Annotated in this window: 17 protein-coding genes; 8 read left to right on the top strand and 9 right to left on the bottom strand. The window is 61.9% G+C overall.

Annotated elements, in window-relative coordinates; translation table 11 throughout:
* Positions 1-3 precede the first annotated feature (3 nt).
* Positions 4-1,218, bottom strand: a complete 1,215-nt coding sequence (locus ACTIGF_RS11710; RefSeq protein WP_439637060.1) for a DUF3089 domain-containing protein — start codon at positions 1,216-1,218, stop codon at positions 4-6.
* Between the two features lie 118 nt (positions 1,219-1,336).
* Between ACTIGF_RS11710 and ACTIGF_RS11715 the strand changes: the two genes are divergently transcribed.
* A complete protein-coding gene (locus tag ACTIGF_RS11715) occupies positions 1,337-2,065 on the top strand; it encodes a DUF502 domain-containing protein (RefSeq protein ID WP_439637061.1) in 729 nt (242 codons plus the stop codon).
* A gap of 78 nt (positions 2,066-2,143) precedes the next feature.
* On the opposite strand, the gene ACTIGF_RS11720 is transcribed toward ACTIGF_RS11715, so the two are convergent.
* The 3 genes from ACTIGF_RS11720 to ACTIGF_RS11730 all read right to left on the bottom strand — a co-directional run bounded on the left by ACTIGF_RS11720 (position 2,144) and on the right by ACTIGF_RS11730 (position 5,139).
* Positions 2,144-2,356, bottom strand: coding sequence for a cold-shock protein (locus tag ACTIGF_RS11720; protein WP_028284420.1), 213 nt, complete (start codon positions 2,354-2,356; stop codon positions 2,144-2,146).
* Positions 2,357-2,542: 186 nt separating this feature from the next.
* Entirely contained in the window at positions 2,543-4,636 is a 2,094-nt protein-coding gene (gene recG, locus ACTIGF_RS11725; protein WP_439637062.1) for an ATP-dependent DNA helicase RecG, read from the bottom strand.
* Positions 4,637-4,701: 65 nt separating this feature from the next.
* A complete protein-coding gene (locus ACTIGF_RS11730) occupies positions 4,702-5,139 on the bottom strand; it encodes a helix-turn-helix transcriptional regulator (RefSeq protein ID WP_439637063.1) in 438 nt (145 codons plus the stop codon).
* Between the two features lie 227 nt (positions 5,140-5,366).
* Between ACTIGF_RS11730 and ACTIGF_RS11735 the strand changes: the two genes are divergently transcribed.
* The 3 genes from ACTIGF_RS11735 (at position 5,367) to mfd (ending at position 10,138) form a co-directional block, all read left to right on the top strand.
* Entirely contained in the window at positions 5,367-6,083 is a 717-nt protein-coding gene (locus tag ACTIGF_RS11735) for a cytochrome b/b6 domain-containing protein (protein ID WP_439637064.1), read from the top strand.
* A gap of 71 nt (positions 6,084-6,154) precedes the next feature.
* The gene (locus tag ACTIGF_RS11740) at positions 6,155-6,478 is read left to right on the top strand and encodes a succinate dehydrogenase assembly factor 2 (RefSeq protein ID WP_439637065.1); all 324 of its coding nucleotides are present in this window, start codon (positions 6,155-6,157) and stop codon (positions 6,476-6,478) included.
* A 171-nt stretch (positions 6,479-6,649) separates the two neighbouring features.
* The gene (gene mfd / locus ACTIGF_RS11745) at positions 6,650-10,138 is read left to right on the top strand and encodes a transcription-repair coupling factor (RefSeq protein ID WP_439637066.1); all 3,489 of its coding nucleotides are present in this window, start codon (positions 6,650-6,652) and stop codon (positions 10,136-10,138) included.
* Here mfd and ACTIGF_RS11750 read toward each other — a convergent pair.
* Positions 10,135-11,370, bottom strand: coding sequence for a diguanylate cyclase domain-containing protein (locus tag ACTIGF_RS11750; RefSeq protein ID WP_439637067.1), 1,236 nt, complete (start codon positions 11,368-11,370; stop codon positions 10,135-10,137). The genes mfd and ACTIGF_RS11750 overlap by 4 nt on opposite strands.
* Before the next feature lie 103 nt (positions 11,371-11,473).
* Between ACTIGF_RS11750 and ACTIGF_RS11755 the strand changes: the two genes are divergently transcribed.
* The 4 genes from ACTIGF_RS11755 (at position 11,474) to ACTIGF_RS11770 (ending at position 15,072) form a co-directional block, all read left to right on the top strand.
* Positions 11,474-12,622 (top strand): CaiB/BaiF CoA transferase family protein, encoded by a 1,149-nt coding sequence (locus ACTIGF_RS11755; RefSeq protein WP_439637068.1) that lies wholly within the window; start codon positions 11,474-11,476, stop codon positions 12,620-12,622.
* A 92-nt stretch (positions 12,623-12,714) separates the two neighbouring features.
* The gene (locus ACTIGF_RS11760) at positions 12,715-13,638 is read left to right on the top strand and encodes a YihY/virulence factor BrkB family protein (protein ID WP_439637069.1); all 924 of its coding nucleotides are present in this window, start codon (positions 12,715-12,717) and stop codon (positions 13,636-13,638) included.
* 76 nt (positions 13,639-13,714) lie between these two features.
* Positions 13,715-14,407 carry a CoA transferase subunit A gene (locus tag ACTIGF_RS11765; RefSeq protein ID WP_439637070.1) on the top strand — a complete coding sequence of 231 codons (693 nt, stop codon included), beginning with the start codon at positions 13,715-13,717 and terminating at the stop codon, positions 14,405-14,407.
* A gap of 17 nt (positions 14,408-14,424) precedes the next feature.
* Positions 14,425-15,072: a CoA transferase subunit B gene (locus tag ACTIGF_RS11770; protein WP_439637071.1), complete on the top strand. Its 648-nt coding sequence runs from the start codon at positions 14,425-14,427 to the stop codon at positions 15,070-15,072.
* Between the two features lie 75 nt (positions 15,073-15,147).
* On the opposite strand, the gene ACTIGF_RS11775 is transcribed toward ACTIGF_RS11770, so the two are convergent.
* The 4 genes from ACTIGF_RS11775 to ACTIGF_RS11790 all read right to left on the bottom strand — a co-directional run bounded on the left by ACTIGF_RS11775 (position 15,148) and on the right by ACTIGF_RS11790 (position 18,476).
* A complete protein-coding gene (locus tag ACTIGF_RS11775) occupies positions 15,148-16,533 on the bottom strand; it encodes an L-serine ammonia-lyase (RefSeq protein ID WP_439637072.1) in 1,386 nt (461 codons plus the stop codon).
* A 3-nt stretch (positions 16,534-16,536) separates the two neighbouring features.
* Positions 16,537-16,803, bottom strand: a complete 267-nt coding sequence (locus tag ACTIGF_RS11780; RefSeq protein ID WP_430432161.1) for an Lrp/AsnC ligand binding domain-containing protein — start codon at positions 16,801-16,803, stop codon at positions 16,537-16,539.
* 19 nt (positions 16,804-16,822) lie between these two features.
* Positions 16,823-17,671, bottom strand: a complete 849-nt coding sequence (gene kynA / locus ACTIGF_RS11785) for a tryptophan 2,3-dioxygenase (protein WP_439637296.1) — start codon at positions 17,669-17,671, stop codon at positions 16,823-16,825.
* A 130-nt stretch (positions 17,672-17,801) separates the two neighbouring features.
* Positions 17,802-18,476, bottom strand: a complete 675-nt coding sequence (locus tag ACTIGF_RS11790; protein ID WP_439637073.1) for a fumarylacetoacetate hydrolase family protein — start codon at positions 18,474-18,476, stop codon at positions 17,802-17,804.
* Positions 18,477-18,480: the final 4 nt, after the last annotated feature.

Genomic DNA, 18,480 nt, shown 5'->3' on the forward strand with positions numbered 1-18,480 from the left:
CGTCTAGCCGTCAATCGGGGTGATCGGCGCAGTCTCCACTTCTACCGGCGCATCAAGCGCTGGCGCATAGCGCGCCTCATCCGCCATGACGGCACGTATCGTGTTGAGCCGGGCTTCGGCGTTGGCGCGGATATCCATGTAGAACAGATTGGACGACCGGACACGGCGATCCTCCGCCAAGCGTCCGGGACGACGCAAGGCACGGGCCCGCGGCTGGTCGATCATCAGCAGGCCGCTCTGACATTGCGCGCCTGTCTGATTGGTCATGGGCGAGGGCGCATCCGTCAACGACAGGCCTTCTGCAGCTGCAGCGCCCCGGTGCAATCGTGCAGGCGCGTAATCTTCATTCGCCGTCCAGAGAACAGGATTGACGCATAATAACGCCCGGTCCTCGACCGCGCTCAGGCGTCCCCGGGCGTCAAGCGCCCGAGAACGTTGAGTCAGGGCCTCAATGCGCGCCGTTTCCTGCGGACGCACGGCGACCCACCCGACAAGACAGCGAATCTCTGACGGATCGGTGCAAACCGGTATGGTCGTGAGCGGCCCCGCCAGCAGGTCGAGCGGCGTAGGCGAGTCAATGATATAAGCAGCGGCCAGTCGCCGGGCCACAGCCGGATCAGGCGCCACACGCCGCGCCAGGACGTCCAGCGCGATCGCGCCGCCCTGGCCGACTCCGACAATGAAGAACGGCTGTTCTGGATCGGTTTCGCGCAGGAACTGGGTGAAGGCGCGCTGGATATCCATTTGCGCCAGCTCTCGCGCCAGCACGGAATCCTCGCGATTGTTCATGAAGGTATAGAGCGACGCCTGACGGTAACGCGGCGCGTAAAGCTCCACATCCTGAACCAGGAAGGGCGCGGCATAGTTGGGCAGGATGATCTGGGAAACCTCCACAGCCTCCTGGGGGCGGTCAAAGGGGGCGTTCCAATGGCTGCCGCCGTCATACGTGGTGGGATGAATGAAGAAGACAGCCGGATGCCCCGCCTCGTCCGGCAAACGCACCTCCGGTCGGGCCGCCCAGGCTTCATCGCGGGTGTACTCTGGGGCCGGGGGGCGTTGATAGGTCTGAAACGGCACGCCGGGATCCAGAAATGTCTGGAAAATCTGGTCGCGCAAAACGACAGCGCTCAACGCAGACAACAGGACGAAGCCGCCCACAGCGCCAAACAAAAGCCAGCGCAACCAGGCCGTGAGGGGGATGTTGAAAGGGCCGTTCATGCTGACACTCATACGCTTGCAACTGGGACGTCAGCAAGGGGGAGCCTTGATTCCTCCCATATTCGCGGGCATTGCAGAGAGGCGTCCGATCTGGACGCTGTAAGAGGAGTTGAGCGACGTGCTTCGCTGGCTACGCAATCGCTTTTTGACCGGCGTCGTTGTCGCCGCCCCGATCGGCATCACTTTCTGGCTGATCTACAGCTTCGTGACCTTTGTGGACCAGGTGATCAAGCCCCTGGTTCCGGCACGCTACAACCCTGAAAGCTATCTGCCTTTCGCCATACCCGGCATGGGGCTGCTGATCGCGGTGCTCGGCTTGACCTTGCTTGGGGCGCTGGCGGCGAACATTTTTGGGCGCAGCCTGCTCGATCTGGGCGAGCGCGTGCTCAATTCCGTGCCGCTGATTCGCAATATCTACGCCGCGCTCAAACAGATCGTCGAGACGGTCTTCCAGGGCCAACAGAACTCCTTCAAGGAAGTGGTGCTGGTGGAATACCCCATGGCGGGCAGCTATGCGGTCGCTTTCGTGGCCTCGACCGGCCGCGGCGTCATCCGCTCGGTTGTGGGCAAGGGCGATGATGTGATCGGCGTCTTTATTCCCACCACGCCGAACCCGACGTCGGGCTTCTTGCTGTTCGTGCCGCGATCAAAGGCGATCGCGCTCGACCTGACGGTGGAGGAAGCCGCCAAGCTGATCATTTCCTTCGGCATGGTGACGCCGGATCGCCTGCCGGACGGCGCGATCCCGCAAGCCGAGCCGGGCAAGGCTGGGGCGGGCCTGATGCCCGACGACACCCAGGGCGATGATGCGCCCGAGCCTGATGAGCCCGATTCCCCGAAGCCCTGAGGTTTCGACATGGCGACATAAAAAAGCCCCCCGGATGATCCATCCGGGGGGCTCTTCCTCCAATCTTTTCAGATCAGATTAGTCGGCTTTCGCAAGCGAACCTGCGGAAGTTTTGCCGCTTTTGTGGTCGCGCTCTTCTTCATAAGAAATGCGCTGACCTTCGGTGAGCTCGGGCATGCCCGCACGCTCAACGGCGGAGGCGTGCACGAACACGTCCTTGGAACCGTCGTCAGGTTGAATGAAACCGTAGCCTTTGGTGGCGTTGAACCACTTCACAATGCCGGTAGCCATTGATGAATGTCCTTTTTTAGACAAGAGATAATCACCACGCCCTCCGAATAAGAGCATGGCGGACATCGACATTTGGAGGGAGTGGAATCAGCGCCGAAACGCTAGTGACCTAAAACCTGGCCATGTATCGATAGGCGCTTTGTACTACAGAGCGGAACCGATGGCCAGAGAAATCTGCGGCCCGGATTATCCAGACCGCATCAGCCGTACGCCTTCATCGCGTTCAAACAAGTACAGCAAGGTGCGCAGGGCCTCTCCGCGCTCTCCGGCGAACACCTCTTCACGGGCGGTTTCATACTGAGCCGCGTCGCTGGCGAGCTCCAGAAGGTCTGCATGAGCCGCCAAATCTGCGATTCGATAATCCGGCAGGCCCGATTGTTTGAGCCCCAGTGGATCACCAGAGCCGCGCAAGCGCCAGTCTTCCTCGGCGATGACGAAGCCGTCATCGGAATTGCGCATGATCTCGAGACGCGCCCGGGCGGTCTCGCCCAGCTGGCCATGATAGAGCAAGAGGCAAGTGGAGGGCTTGTCGCCCCGGCCCACGCGCCCGCGCAACTGATGGAGCTGGGCCAGGCCAAACCGCTCGGCGTGCTCGATCACCATGATGGTGGCGTCCGGCGCATCCACGCCGACCTCGATCACAGTGGTGGCGACCAGCACGTCAATCTCGCCGGCTCGGAAATCCTCGGCGGCCTGTTGCTTGTCGCGCGCCGGCATGCGGCCATGAACCAGACCGATGCGCGCGTTCGGCAACATTTCAGACAACATGTGATGGCGCGCTTCGGCGGCGGCGAGGTCAGACGTGTCGCTGTCTTCCACCAGCGGGCAGACCCAGTAGGCGCGCTCGCCCTTGGCGAGAGCACGCTTGAGCCCTTCGACAATCTCATAAAGCCGCTCGCCGGATACGACGCGCGTGTCAGGCGGAATGCGGCCAGCGGGCTTTTCATCCAGACGGCTGACATCAAGATCACCGAACGCCGCGAGCGTCAGCGTGCGCGGAATAGGGGTGGCGGACATGGCGAGCACATCCGGCGCGCGGCCCTTCATGGTCAGCTTGCGGCGGTCCGACACCCCGAACCGGTGTTGCTCGTCAATCACCACCAGGCCCAGATCGGCGAACTCCACGCTGTCCTGAAACAAGGCGTGGGTGCCGCAGACCACCTGCGCCTCGCCCGAGGCGATCTGCGCTTCCAATGCCTGGCGCGCCTTGCCCTTGTCGCGTCCGGTCAACGCCACGACCGATATCCCGGCGGGCGCCAGAAGATCGCTCATCACCTTGGCGTGCTGGCGGGCGACGATTTCAGTCGGCGCCATCAGGGCGGTCTGAACCCCGGCCTCGGCGGCATGGGCGGCGCAGAGCGCCGCGACAAAGGTCTTGCCCGAGCCCACATCGCCATGAACCAGCCGCATCATGCGCTGCGCGCTGTCCATATCAGCCTTGCAGGCCTCAAACGCGCGCATTTGAGCGCCGGTCGGGGTGAAGGGCGCATGCTCCAGGACTTGAGCCACACGGCCGCCGTCACCTGTCAGCGGCCGACCTTTGCGCGCCTTGCGATCACGCCGAGCCAGTTTCAAAGCCAGCTGGTGGGCGAACAATTCGTCAAAGGCGAGGCGTTTTCGAACCCGCGCCGCCGGCTCCAGATCAAGGCCCGATTGCGGCGCGTGCAGCTCCAGCAGCGCCTCGCGCCAGCCCGGCCAGTCCTCGCGCGCTTTCAGGGGCAGATCGATCCATTCCGGCAGATCGGGCAGGGTGCTCAGCGCCTCAGCCATCGCCTTGCGTATCACATTGACCGACAGCCCCGCCGTCAGCGGATAGACCGGCTGCAACAGATCCTTGTCCTCGACCTCTTTGGGATCGGCGATCAGATCAGGATGCACCATCTGGATTTCGCTGGCGAAACGCTCCGCCTTGCCCGACACCAAACGGGTTGAGCCTTCGGGCAGCATGCGGCGCAAATAATCGGATTTGGCGTTGAAAAACACCAGATGCAGCCAGCCCGTCTCGTCGCGCATGCGCACCTTATAGGGCTGCTTCATGGTGGGGCGGGGGATATGGGCCTCCACCTCCGCCTCGATGCTGACCAGCACCTGATTGCCGGCGTCCCCGGCATCAGAGATCGAGACCCGGTGCGTCCGGTCCACCAGCCCCGTGGGCGCGGTGAAGATCAGATCTTTCACCCGCGGCCCCGCCACCTTCTCCATCAACGCCGCAAGCCGAGGCCCCACGCCCTTGAGCGTGGTCAGATCAGCAAAAAGCGGGAAGAGGGATTGCGGGCGCATGGCGCTAACATCGCCCGTGAACTGGATTCGCGAAAGTCTCGCACTTCACCCATCCGCACCCGCTTTCAGCGTTGGGGCGGCAACAGGTCTTCAAGAAAGAACGCGGCCAGGTCCGCCCGTCCTTCCAGCCCCGCCTTCCGGTACAGGGATCGCGATTGCTCACGAACCGTTCGTTCTGACGTGCCGCGAAGGTCTGCGATCTGGGCGTGTGAAAGCCCTTTGAGCAAGAGCATGCCGATCTCTGTCTCTGACGGGGTCAGGTTCCAGGCCGAGAACTGATCAGAGATGGCGGCGCTCAAACCTTGCACGAGCGCGCGGTGTTGATCGCGCCAATGGATTGTGTCGCGTCGCGCGATGACCAGATCCCGATTCACTTGCAAAAAACGGCGCAAGGTCAGCCCCGCCCCGCACAGCGCCACCACCAGAACAAAACCCTCAAGCATCAGATGGGTCAGGCTCACGCCTTCACGCCCGTCGATCAGAAGGTCAGCGGCTATCAGCATTGCGATCAAACCGAAGACGCCTGATGTCACAATATGGATAAGCCTCTGGGATGTGTTTTCCGACATAGGACGCCTCCATTCACACGCGGGACCGGGGGAACTGTCAAAAGACGTATGGCCCTTGCTCACTTTTCACGCCAGCACTGATCCACAGCCGTCGACCGAGGAAACGTGCAGGGAAAACCGCAAGCGCAATCCTCGACCGTCAGCGTCAACTGGAGAGCGATATGAGCAACAACCAACAAGCAGACGGTTCAGGTTCGCATGAACCGACCACTGTAAAGGTCTGGGACCCCGTCGTACGGATCGGTCACTGGGTCATCGTCATCGGAGTCCTGACCGCATATTTCACCGGCGATGAAGTCCCCAATGTTCATATCTGGGCCGGATACATCGTCGGGATTGCCGTCCTTGTGAGAGTCATCTGGGGCTTTGTCGGCACACGACACGCCCGTTTTTCCAGTTTCGTCAAAGGTCCCGGCGCGGTCTTGCGCTATGTTTCGGGTCTCTTCAAGGGCGAAGCCAAACGCTCCATTGGCCACAACGCGGCGGGCGGCGCCATGACTGTGGCTCTGCTGATTGCTCTGTCAGGCGTGATGGCGTCCGGCCTCGCCTTGCAAGCGATTGAAGACGGCGCAGGTCCGCTTGCAGGGATCATGGCGAGCTCGGGCCAACCCGGGACGGAAATCGGTGAGACGTCGCAAGCCCCGCAGACACGAGCCTATGAAGATGAAGACGACGAACAAGAAGAGCATGACGACCGCTATGAAGCCGGAGAAGCGGGCGACGAACGCGCAGAAGAGCTATACGAGTCGCTCCATTCGATCTTTGTCTACATCACGCTCGCGCTCGCCGGGATCCATGTGATCGGCGTGCTGGTCTCAAGCCTCGTGCATCGTGAGAACCTGCCAGCCTCCATGATAACGGGCCGCAAACGCCCCTGATCTGCATAGGTTTGAAACGGGTGAAGGCGCAGCCCTTCACCCGCGCCCTTCTGCGCGCTATATGCGCAGTCATGAGTGACAATCCTTTCTCCGATCCGAACACGCCCCTGGACCCTGACGCGCGGCTGAAGCGTTTGACGTTTCGCGCCTGGCGGCGAGGGTTCAAGGAAGCCGACCTGATCATGGGACGCTTCGCGGACACCAAGCTCTATGACCTGTCGCCAGACGAGGTGGATGAGTTTGAGCGTCTTCTGGATGCGCCCGACACCGAGGTTTACGCCTGGATCTGCGGCACGATCGAGACTCCGGCCAATTATGACGGCCCGGTGCTGGATGCGCTGAAAAGCTTTGATTACGAGGCGCTCGCCGCCGAGGGCGACGGCCCGTCGAGCTAAACTGTCAGCATTTGCCCTCTTTCCCGGTGAAGACCGGGATCCAAAGAGGATCGAGCGCGACGTTTGACTGCTCTGGCCCCCGGCCTTCGCCGGGGAAGAGTGGTGTAAAGAGAACCAATCACCCCCCGTCAAACTGGCGCGGGGGCGAAATTGTATTGAGGACGCCCCGCCGTGAACGATTTCAAAGCGCTTGCTGAGTCGACCCAATCGCTGACCGTTTGCGGCGCGCCTGAAGGCTTTGACGCCCTGATCTTCTGTGACGCCTTGCGGGCGCGGGGCGGGGTGGGGCTCTACATCGCCACCGACGAGGCGCGGGCCAGCGCGTTCGCGGCGGCGGCGCGGTTCTTCGCGCCGGACCTCGAACAATTGCGGCTTCTGGGCTGGGATTGTCAGCCCTATGACCGGATCAGCCCCAGCCCGCGCACGGCGGCGCGGCGCGCCGGGGCGCTGCATGCGCTGGCGCAACGCGATCCGAAAGAGAAAAAGCCGCTTCTGGTGATCTCCACCGTGTCTGGCGCCCTTCAGCGCTGCGCGCCCAAAGCCGCCCTGTCAGGCGGGGGCTTGAGCGCGAAGCCCGGCGGTGTTCTGGATTCCGAAGTGCTCAAACAGCATCTGGCGGAAAACGGCTATGTGCGCACCGCCACTGTCACCGAGCGCGGCGATTACGCCGTGCGCGGCGGGGTGATCGACGTGTTCCCGGCCGACGCCGAAGAGCCGGTGCGGCTTGATTTCTTCGGCGATGTCTTGGAAAGCGTGCGCGGCTTTGACCCTGAAACCCAACGCACCACCACACAGCTCAAATCGGTCAGCTTCGCGCCGGTCAGCGAGATTGTTCTGAACGCTGACGCCATTTCGCGCTTCCGCTCGGGCTTTCTGAAAAATTTCGGCGCGGTCGGCTCAGGCGATCCGATTTATGATTCTGTCAGCGCAGGCGCGCGCCCGAACGGGGCCGAGCACTGGCTGCCATTGTTTCATGATCATCTCGATACGGTCTTTGAGTATGTAGGCGAGGGCGCTCTGGTGGGGCTAGACCCGCTGGTCAAGGACGCGCTCGATGAGCGGCTCGAGCAGATCCGCGACTATTATGATGCGCGTCAGGCGGCATCGAAATCCGGCGCCGGGGCCATGGGCGCGCCCGCCTATCGCGCGTTGGAACCCACATCGCTCTACCTTGATGAAGACGAATGGGCGCGTGCAATAGACCAGCGCGCCGCGCGCCGCTTCACCGCGTTTCAGGAAGCGGGCGAGACCGTCATCGACATGGGCGGCAAACAGGGCCGCAGCTTCGCCGCTGAACGCCAGGCGGATCAGAATGTCTTTGACGCCGCCACCAAGCACGCCGTCGCTCTGCGTTCATCCGGCAAGCGCGTGCTGTTCGCCAGCTGGTCGGAAGGCGGCTCTGACCGTCTCGCCAGCGTGCTGGGCGATCATGGCCTGAAACCGATCATGGCGGCCGATGACTGGCGCGCCGCTCACAAGATGAGCGGTCAGACGATATCCCGCATCGTCCTGCCGCTGGAACACGGCTTTGAGACGCCCGATTTCGTGGTCATCGCAGAACAGGATGTTCTGGGCGATCGTTTGGCGCGACCGCGCCGTAAAAAGAAGACCGCCGACGTCATCGCCGAAGCCGGCGCGCTGACGCCCGGCGATCTGGTGGTTCACGCCGATCATGGTCTCGGGCGCTATCTGGGCCTGAAAACCCTGTCGGTCGGCGATGCGCCGCATGATTGCCTTGAGCTGGAATACGCCGGCGCCAGCAAACTCTACCTGCCTGTCGAGAACATCGAACTTCTCTCGCGCTATGGTCAGGACAGCGAGACCGCCCAGCTTGATCGTCTGGGCGCGGGCGCTTGGCAGGCGCGCAAGGCCAAGGCGAAGAAACGCCTGCGCGACATGGCCGATCAGCTGATCAAGATCGCCGCCACCCGCAATGCGCGTGACGCCGAAGTGCTGACCCCGCCCAGCGGCCTCTATGACGAGTTCGCCGCGCGCTTCCCGTATGTGGAGACCGACGACCAGCTTCACGCCATCGACGATGTGTTCTCTGATTTCGCCCGGGGCCGCCCCATGGACCGGTTGATCTGCGGTGATGTGGGCTTTGGCAAGACCGAAGTGGCCCTGCGCGCGGCGTTCGTCGCCGCCATGAGCGGACGTCAGGTCGCCATTGTCGCGCCAACGACCTTGCTCGCGCGCCAGCACTTCAAGACCTTTGAAGAACGCTTCAAGGGGTGGCCGGTGAAAGTGCGGCAACTCTCCCGCCTCGTACCGGCGAAAGAAGCGACCGCCACCCGCAAGGAGCTGGCGGAGGGTACGTGCGAGATCGTCATCGGCACCCACGCCATCCTGGCGAAGACCGTGAAATTCGCCGATCTGGGCCTGCTGGTGATCGACGAAGAACAGCGCTTTGGCGTCAAGCACAAGGAACGCCTCAAGGAGCTTAAATCAGACGTCCACGTTCTGACTCTGACCGCGACGCCGATCCCGCGCACCCTGCAGCTGTCCATGGCGGGCATTCGCGACCTGTCGATCATCGCAACGCCGCCGGTGGACCGTCTGGCGGTGCGCACCTATGTGACGCCCTTTGACAGCGTCACTGTGCGCGAAGCCCTGCTGCGTGAACGTTATCGCGGCGGACAGAGCTATTATGTGGCCCCGCGGATCACAGATCTTGATGAAATCTCGCGGTTCCTGCGTGAACAGGTGCCTGAGGTCAGTTTCGTGGTCGCTCATGGCCAGATGTCCGGCAGTCAGCTGGAAGACATCATGACGGCGTTTTATGAGGGCCGGTACGATGTACTGGTCTCCACCACCATCGTGGAATCTGGCATCGACATCCCGACCGCCAACACCATGATCATCCACCGCGCCGACATGTTCGGCCTGGCGCCGCTCTATCAGCTGCGCGGCCGGGTCGGACGCGCCAAGGCGCGCGCCTACGCTTACCTCACGACGCCCGCCAACCAGAAACTCACCGCCACAGCGGACAAGCGCCTGAAAGTATTGCAATCGCTTGATAGCCTGGGCGCCGGTTTCACACTGGCCAGCCACGACCTGGATCTGCGCGGCGGCGGCAATCTTCTGGGCGAAGAGCAATCAGGCCACATCAAGGATGTGGGCGTGGAGCTGTATCAGTCCATGCTGGAAGAAGCCGTGGCGAGCCTGCAGGGCGATTCCAGCCTGGAGGAGCGCGACTGGTCGCCCGCCATCAATGTGGGCGCGGCGGTGCTGATCCCGGAAGAGTATGTGCCGGATCTCGATGTGCGCATGGCGCTCTATCGCCGCCTGTCGTCTCTGGACACCAAGCAGGAACGCGAGGGATTCGCGGCCGAGCTGATCGACCGGTTCGGCAAGCTGCCTGATGAAGTTGAGAGCTTGCTTCAGGTTGTTGCGCTTAAGGCCCTGTGTAAACGGGCGAATGTGGCCAAGCTGGATGCTGGCCCCAAGGGGGCGGTCGCAACCTTCCGCGAGCACGGCTTTGGCGATCCGGCGGCGCTTGTCGAGCTGATGACCAAGCGCCCGGCCGATTACAAGCTGCGGCCGGACAACACGCTGGTGCTCAAGGGAGACTTCCCCGATCCGATGGATCGCCTCAAGGGCGCGCTCCGGCTTCTGGCGCCGGTGGCCGACGCGGCGCGCCGGGCCAAGGAAGCGGCCTAGCCGGTTCTGGCGGAACTGAACGGCAACACGTTCGAGCGGCGCACCATCTGGTCAATCAGAGCTTCAGCGCTGGTTTCACCGGCGGCTTCCTCAATGGAGGGGCTCAACTCGAGCCGGAAGGGCTTGAGCGGGTCTGCGCCTTCATACGCCGTGCATTCGGCGATGGCGGAGACGCGATTGGAGACCATCGTCGCTTCGACCTTGGGCGTTTTGGGAAGGGCGATAATGAATCGGTCCTGACCCAGGCGCACGACAAAGTCCTCGGCTCGCACGCAGTGACGCAACATGCCGGCGAACTGGTTGGACGCCTTTGCAAAGCCGTTCATGCCCGCCTCCTGCGGCGCGCTGACGGTCAACATGATCAGGCTGAGCGGTTCAGCCCGCGCGGCGGCCTGGTTCATCAGGCTTTGAAGGTGAATGCGGCCAAAGCGCTCGTTGTAAAGATCGGAAGTCTCATCAAGCAGGCTCGGCAAGCGGCAGGCTTCCAGCCGCGCCTTGGCCAGTCTGCGGCGGCGGCGTTCAGACGCCAGCGCCATCACGCGATCGCGCATGTCGTCATTGCTGGCGGCGTCAGAGAGAATATCGGATGCGCCACGCGCGAACGCTTCATCCGCACCCGCATAATCGGTCTCGGCGGTCAGAAGGATCGCTGGCGTATGATAGAGCCGCGTATTGCGGCGCATGGCCGAACAGACCGTATGCGCCAGCCCGGGCTCCGGGCGGGTGTTCAGGATAACCGCGTCAAACGTGCGTTCATGCAGGTAATCAAAAGCGTTGAACGTTGAAAAAGCGGCGATGGTCTGAATGCCGGCTTTGGACATTGCAAACTGCAGCCGCATGAAAGACGGGCCCGGCGAACCGACGAATAAAACCGTCGAGTCATCAGCATTCACCGGAACCGGCGCGGGTTGATAGCCTGCCTCCAGAGCGCTTTGCAGTCTGAGCTGCGCCGTATGCTCAAGCACTTTCAGGCGAGACAGGGCGCGTAGACGTGAGGCGATCTGGATAGGGTGGGCGTTTAGAGGCAGCCGCGCATCCAGATGGGCGCAGTCATGCTCGCCAATCGCCAGATGCAGTATGTCTGATGGGATATCCTGGTCGGAGGGACCGAAACTCACCACGGCTTCGCAACCGGTTTCTACATGTGTTGCGACCTGAAACCCCATTTGAGCCAATAGCTCGGCGGTTTCGCGCGCCCTGGCGTCATCGCCCATGACTGCTATGGAAAACATCCGCCCCGTCTGCCCCCCTCGACCCGAGGCAGCAAGATTGTGTCGTTCTGAGTTCAGTGTCAAAACTTTGATTCCTGAAATTGTCACAAAGCGATTCAGCTACATGCCGACCGATACAAAAGCACAAGGCCCTTTGCGTGGCGTTAAAGTCCTGGAATTTGTTGGATTGGGGCCTGCGCCCTTCTGCGCCATGCTGCTCAGCGACCTGGGTGCAGAGGTTATCCGGATCGACCGCCCCCATGCCGGCGGCGGCGGTCCGGCGGAGATCCTGGCGCGCGGTCGGCGATCGGCGGCGTTCAATCTCAAAAGCCCTGACGCGGTCAAAGCGTGCCTGAAGCTGATCAAAAACGCCGACATCATTCTTGAAGGCTATCGCCCGGGAGTGATGGAGCGTTTGGGGCTCGGGCCTGATGAGGCGCTGAAAGCCAATCCGGCGCTTGTTTATGGACGCATGACGGGATGGGGGCAGCACGGCCCGCTCGCCCATGCCGCCGGTCATGACCTCAACTATATCGCTTTGACCGGCGCGCTTGACGCCATTGGCCCCAAGGACAAACCGGTTCCCCCCGTCAATGTGGTCGGCGATTTCGGCGGCGGCTCGATGTATCTCGCTGTTGGGGTTCTCTCGGCCCTGCACCATGCGCGAGCGACGGGCGAAGGGCAGGTCGTGGATGCGGCGATCGTGGATGGCGCGGCGCATTTGATGGGCGCAGTTCATCAGCTGGACGCCATGGGATTATGGAGCCAGCCGCGCGGCGAGAACCTTCTGGATGGCGGCGCGCCGTTTTATGACGTCTACCCCTGTGCAGACGGCGCGTTTGTCTCGATCGGCGCGTTGGAGGCGGAGTTCTTTCAGCTGTTGATCGACAAGCTGAGCCTCTCAGATCATCCCGCCATGCAATCGCAATACGACGCCAAGACCTGGCCGGACATGCGGCGAGCGTTTGAGGACACTTTCAAAGCCGAGCCGCAATCACACTGGACGGCGCTTCTGGACGGCACCGATTGCTGTTTCGCGCCTGTGCTGGACACCCAGCACGCCACTGACCATCCGCATATGAAAGCCAGAGGCGTATTTGTTGAGGTCGAGGGCGTGCGGCAGGCCGCGCCGGCGCCGCGCTTTTCCCGCACGCCCGGCGCCATTCAAGGCGCGGCGCCCAAGCCCGGCGAGCATACCGAGGACGTCCTGCGCGACTGGGGGTTTTCCGACGCCGAGATCGGCACGCTGAAAAACGCCGGGGGTTTAGGCTGACACAGCGCTGCAATAGGCGCTAAACAGACGCAAATCGCGGGCGTACGGCCTTCGGTGTCTTTATGCTCGAACAGGTTTGAACGCTGGGCGCCATGCCGCTGGTCAAAATCAAATCCCTGATCCGCCGCGCCTGGGACATCCCGGCGATCAAGATCACTATTCGGGCCGTGGACCGCATGATGGCCCGCGAAGTGATGCTGTTTGCGGGCGGCGCGGGGTTTTTCGGTCTTCTGGCGCTTGTGCCTGCCGTCCTGGTGGCGGCGTCCATTTATGGCTTGTGGTTTTCAGCGGATGACGCCGTCAATCAGGTCGCGCGGCTTGAGGTGACGGACGTGTTGCCCCCGTCCGCCAACACCTTTCTGACCACTCAGCTGTCTGAGCTCGCCGGAACGTCGAACGCGTCGCTGACCTTGCAAGGCGCCGTGGCTTTGTTCATCGCCTGGTTCGCCGCAGCGCGCGGGGCCAAGGCCATGATCGCAGGCCTCAATCAAATCGCGCGGCGGGGCGATCTGCGCAATATCCTGCATTTCAACCTGTTGGCCATGGGCGCTGTGATCGCGGGCGGGGCCTTGCTGGTCCTGGCCAATCTGGCGATCCTCACCATCCCCAACATGATCCGTCCCGCCTTGCGCCTGCTGGGCAGCGAAGCAGCAGATTTCGGCGCCAGCCTGATCAATGAATGGTCGATCTCCTATCTCGCCATGCTGACGGCGCTGACGCTGCTCTATCGCTTCGTGATGCAGCGCGCCGGAGAGACCAGCTGGCCCGCCTCGCTGATCGGCGCCGGCGCTGGCGCGACCTTGTGGTTGATCGCGTCCAAAGGCTTCACGCTGTATGTGGCGACCATCGTCAATCCCAGCACCTATGGACCGCTAGGCACGCTGATCGTGTTTCTGTTATGGGTTTACTGGTCGGCCTACGCCGTGTTTTTCGGCGGGGCGCTCGCTGTCGAGATTGATCGTCACAGAGGTGAAGCCCACCCCGATCAGAAGCCGGCCCCAGAGGAAAAGTATTAGCCTCAAGAGCGATATGGGCTATAACGCGAACCCAAATTAAACGATCGTTGAAAAACTCAGGGAAGGAGACCGCGCTGTGGCGGACAAAGTCTACCCAGATGCAAAAACGGCCCTCGACGGGCTGACTTTTGACGGCATGACCGTAATGGCCGGCGGCTTCGGGCTGTGCGGCATTCCGGAAAACCTCATTCTGGCGCTGCGCGACAGCAACGCCCAGGACCTGACGGTGATCTCTAACAATGCTGGCGTTGATGATTTCGGCCTGGGTCTGCTGCTGCACACCCGCCAGATCAAGAAGATGGTCTCCTCCTATGTGGGTGAGAACAAGACCTTCGAGAAACAGTATCTGAACGGCGAGCTGGAGCTGGAATTCAACCCCCAGGGCACGCTGGCCGAACGCATCCGCGCAGGCGGCGCCGGCATTCCGGGCTTCTACACCAAGACCGGCGTCGGCACGCTGGTCGCGGAAGGCAAGGAACACAAGGATTTCAATGGCGAGACCTACATCATGGAAACCGGCCTTGTGGCCGATGTCTCCATCGTGAAGGCCTGGAAAGCGGACCCGGCCGGCAATCTCGTCTTTCGCAAGACCGCGCGAAATTTCAACCCGATGATGGCGACCGCCGGCAAGGTGACCATCGCCGAGGTCGAAGAGATCGTGGAGCTGGGCGCGCTGGACGCCGACCATATCCACACGCCCGGTATTTTCGTGCAGCGCCTGTTCCAGGCTGATCACGAGAAACGCATCGAACAGCGCACCACGCGCTAAGTCAGGGAGATCGAGACATGGCATGGACCCGAGGCGAACTCGCTGAACGCGCGGCCAAAGAGCTGCAAGACGGTTTCTACGTCAATCTGGGCATCGGCATTCCGACCCTGGTTGCGAACTTTATCCCCGACGGCATGGACGTGACCTTGCAGTCAGAGAACGGCATGCTGGGCATGGGCCCGTTCCCGACCGAGGAAGAGGTGGATCCTGACCTCATCAACGCCGGCAAACAGACCATCACCGAGCTGCCTCAGACGAGCTATTTCAGCTCGGCCGACAGCTTCGGCATGATCCGCGGCGGCCATATCAACCTGTCCATTCTGGGCGCGATGGAAGTGTCTGAAAAAGGCGACATCGCCAACTGGATGATCCCGGGAAAAATGGTCAAGGGCATGGGCGGCGCGATGGATCTGGTCGCCGGCGTGCAGCGTGTCGTGGTGATCATGGACCACACCAACAAGGCGGGCGAAAGCAAGCTCTTGAAGGAATGCTCCCTGCCGCTGACGGGCCAGGGCTGCGTGGATCGCGTCATCACCACTCTGGGCGTGTTCGACGTGGTCGAGGACGGCCTAAAGCTCGTGGAGCTAGCGGACGGCGTGACGCTCGAAGAGATCGCCGAGAAAACCGAAGCCAAATATACGGTGGCTGAGGGGCTGGCGGCATAAGCCAGATCAGGCTTGGCGCACAAAAAACCCCGGGGCGAATGCTCCGGGGTTTTCTTTTTTCAGAAGCCGCTAGCCTCAGCACACGGGCACATTCACCGCGAGACCGCCCGTAGACGTCTCCTTGTATTTGTCATTCATGTCCGCGGCGGTCTGGGCCATGGTCTCGATCACCTGATCGAGCGACACCTTGTAATCCGCATCCTCGCTCATCAGTGCGAGCCGCGCGGCGTTGATCGCCTTGATCGCGCCGATGGCGTTGCGTTCGATGCAGGGGATCTGGACGAGCCCGCCCACGGGATCGCAGGTCAGCCCCAGATTATGCTCCATGGCGATCTCGGCCGCGTTCTCGATCTGACGGTTCGTCCCGCCCAGCGCCGCAGCGAGCCCGCCGGCGGCCATGGAGCAGGCGACGCCCACTTCGCCCTGACAGCCCGCTTCAGCGCCCGAAATGGACGCGTTCTGTTTATAGAGCGCGCCAATCGCGGCTGAGGTCAGGAAGAAGCGCGCAATCGCGTCAGGATCGTTGGAGCGGTGATGGTGGCGATCATAATAGCGCAAGACCGCCGGGATGATGCCCGCCGCGCCATTCGTGGGCGCGGTGACGACCTTGCCGCCGGCGGCGTTTTCTTCGTTGACCGCCATGGCCCACAGATTGACCCATTCCATGGAGGCGAGGGGGTCGGTCTCCGCCCGCGCCGCTTCCGCCATCAGCTTGTCGCGCATCAGCGGCGCGCGCCGTTTGACGTTCAGCCCGCCGGGCAATTCCCCGCGCTGGCGCACGCCGCGTTCGATGCAGTCTTCCATGGTCTGCGTCACGCTGGAGATCCAGTCGCGCACTTCGCTTTCTTTACGGAAGGCGGTTTCGTTGGCCATCATCAGCTCAGGAATGGTCAGGCCTTCGCGGTCGCAGATTTCCAGCAGTTCATCACAGGAGTTGAACGGATAAGGTTCGCCCTTCAGCGCTTCCGCGGCGGAATTGCGCCCGGCCTCGGCCTCATCAATGACGAAGCCGCCGCCGATCGAGTACCAGATTTCCTCGCGCAAAGCGTCGCCAGATGCGTCAAAGGCAATGAATTTCATGGCGTTGGAGTGAAACGGCAGCCGCTTGGAGCCGTTAAAGACCAGATCAGAATCCCAGTTGAAATCGATCTCGTGCGCATCAAGCAATTTCAACGTCTTGTCGGCCTTGATGCGGTCTATGCGCGCGGGCAGGGCGTCCGGATCCGCGCCTTCGGGCGTCACGCCCTCAAGCCCCCACAGAATAGCCTTGTCGGTCGCGTGACCGGAGCCGGTCAGCGCCAGCGAGCCATAGGCTTCCGCTTGCACGCGTTTGACGCTCGACAAGCCATGCTCTTCATCCACGCGTTCGAGGAACAGGCGCGCCGCCTTCATCGGTCCCACAGTGTGGGAGCTCGACGGGCCGACGCCGATCTTGAACAGGTCGAAAACGCCAAAATGCATGACTTAATCCAGCCCCTGACCGCGATCAGGCGTAAAGGCGTTAAAACAGATCAGGGTCTGGGTGTCTTTCACCCCGTCAATGGTCTGCACCGACTTGTTCACGAAACGCCCGATATCGGCGTCGTCATCAACGGCGAACTGGGCGAGCAGATCAAACTCGCCAGACACCGAATGCACCTGACGGGTCTCGCTGACCGTATCGACGATGGCGGACGCCACGTCATAGGTGCGGCCCAGTTCGCATTTGATGAAGATGTAAAAGCTGCGCATGGAAGACTCCCGGGCGTGATTAAAGCTGTGTGCGAACGGTCCAGAGTTCTGGAAACAGGCGTAGATCGAGCGCCTTGACGAGATAGCTGACGCCGCCGGATCCGCCGGTGCCGCGCCGGAAGCCGATGATGCGCTCGACGGTTTTCATATGGTTGAAGCGCCATTGCTGGAATTTCTGCTCCAGATCCACGAGCTTTTCGGCGAATTCGTAGAGTTCCCACCATTTCGCAGTGTCGAGGTAAACCTCACGCCACATGGCCTCCACCTGGGTGTTTGGCTCATAGGCTTTGGACCAGTCGCGATCAATCACCTCGGCTGGCAGCGCAGCGCCCTGACGGGCGGCGAGCTTCAGCGTCTCATCATAAAGTGACGGCGCGTTGAGCGCAGCGGTGACGGCGGCGTGCGCTTCAGGCTCGTTGGCGAACACGCGCGCCAGCGCCGCGTTCTTGTTGCCCAAGCGGTATTCGAGGATGCGATACTGATGGCTCTGAAAGCCCGAGCTTTGGCCCAGCGCATCGCGAAACTTGAGATAATCGGCCGGCGTCATGGTGGAGAGCACAGACCAGGACTGGGTCAGCTGTTCCTGGATGCGGGCGATGCGCGCCAGCATCTTCATGGCGGGGCGGACTTGATCGTTTTGCAAATGGGTCAGCGCGCCGTTGAGTTCATGAAGGCACAGTTTGAGCCAAAGCTCAGACGCCTGATGGATGATGATGAACATCATCTCGTCATGCTCATCGGTCAGCGGCGTCTGCGCGCCGAGAACCTGATCCAGACCCAGATATCGGCCATAGGACAGACCCGCGTCTGGATCCCAGTGAATATCCTCGCCCTGAAGATCAACAGATGTCTTGAACTGATCGCTCATACCGGTTCCGTTCGCCGCCACATCGCCCCGCATGTAGACAGGCTGAGCCAAGCGGGCAAGCCAGGAGGGCTCCTCTTCGCCAGAGCCGCAAAGGTCAAACGCGATGGTGTCGCAGCCAGAAACGCTGTTTCTAGACCAGGGTGAAGCGCAAGGGCGGCAGATCCGTAATGGCGGCCTCGATCTGATCGCCTCGGACCACAGGCCCGACCCCTGCCGGCGTGCCCGTATAGATGAGATCACCCGGCTCCAGACGGAACAGGCTCGACAGATGCGAGATCACTTCGGCGCTGGACCAGATCATCTGCGCCAGATCGCCGGATTGCCGGGTTTCACCGTTCACAGTCAGCACAATTGATCCTTCAGACGGTGATTGTCCGGGACGGATCAGGCCGATGGGGGCGGACTGGTCAAAGCCTTTCGATGCATCCCAGGGACGCCCGTTTTTCTTGGCGGCGGCCTGAAGATCTCGGCGCGTCAGGTCCACGCCCACCGCCGCGCCATAGACCATCATTTTCGCGCGTTCCGGGCTCAGATTCGCGCCGCCGGCGCCAAGCGCCAGCACCAGCTCCACCTCATGATGAAGGTCTTCAGTCGCTGGCGGATAGGCGATTTCGCTACGGCTTGTCACCGCATCGCGGGGTTTGGAGAAAAAGAACGGCGCTTCACGATCAGGATCAGCGCCCATTTCACGTGCGTGATCGGCGTAGTTGCGGCCGACACAGTAAATTCTCCGGACGGGAAACTGACCACCGCCCTCCACCGGAAGCAGCGTTTCAACCGGCGGGTTGATGACATAAGCGGTCATGGGC

The organism is Oceanicaulis sp. (genome assembly GCF_051859625.1).
Classification (GTDB): Bacteria; Pseudomonadota; Alphaproteobacteria; order Caulobacterales; family Maricaulaceae; genus Oceanicaulis.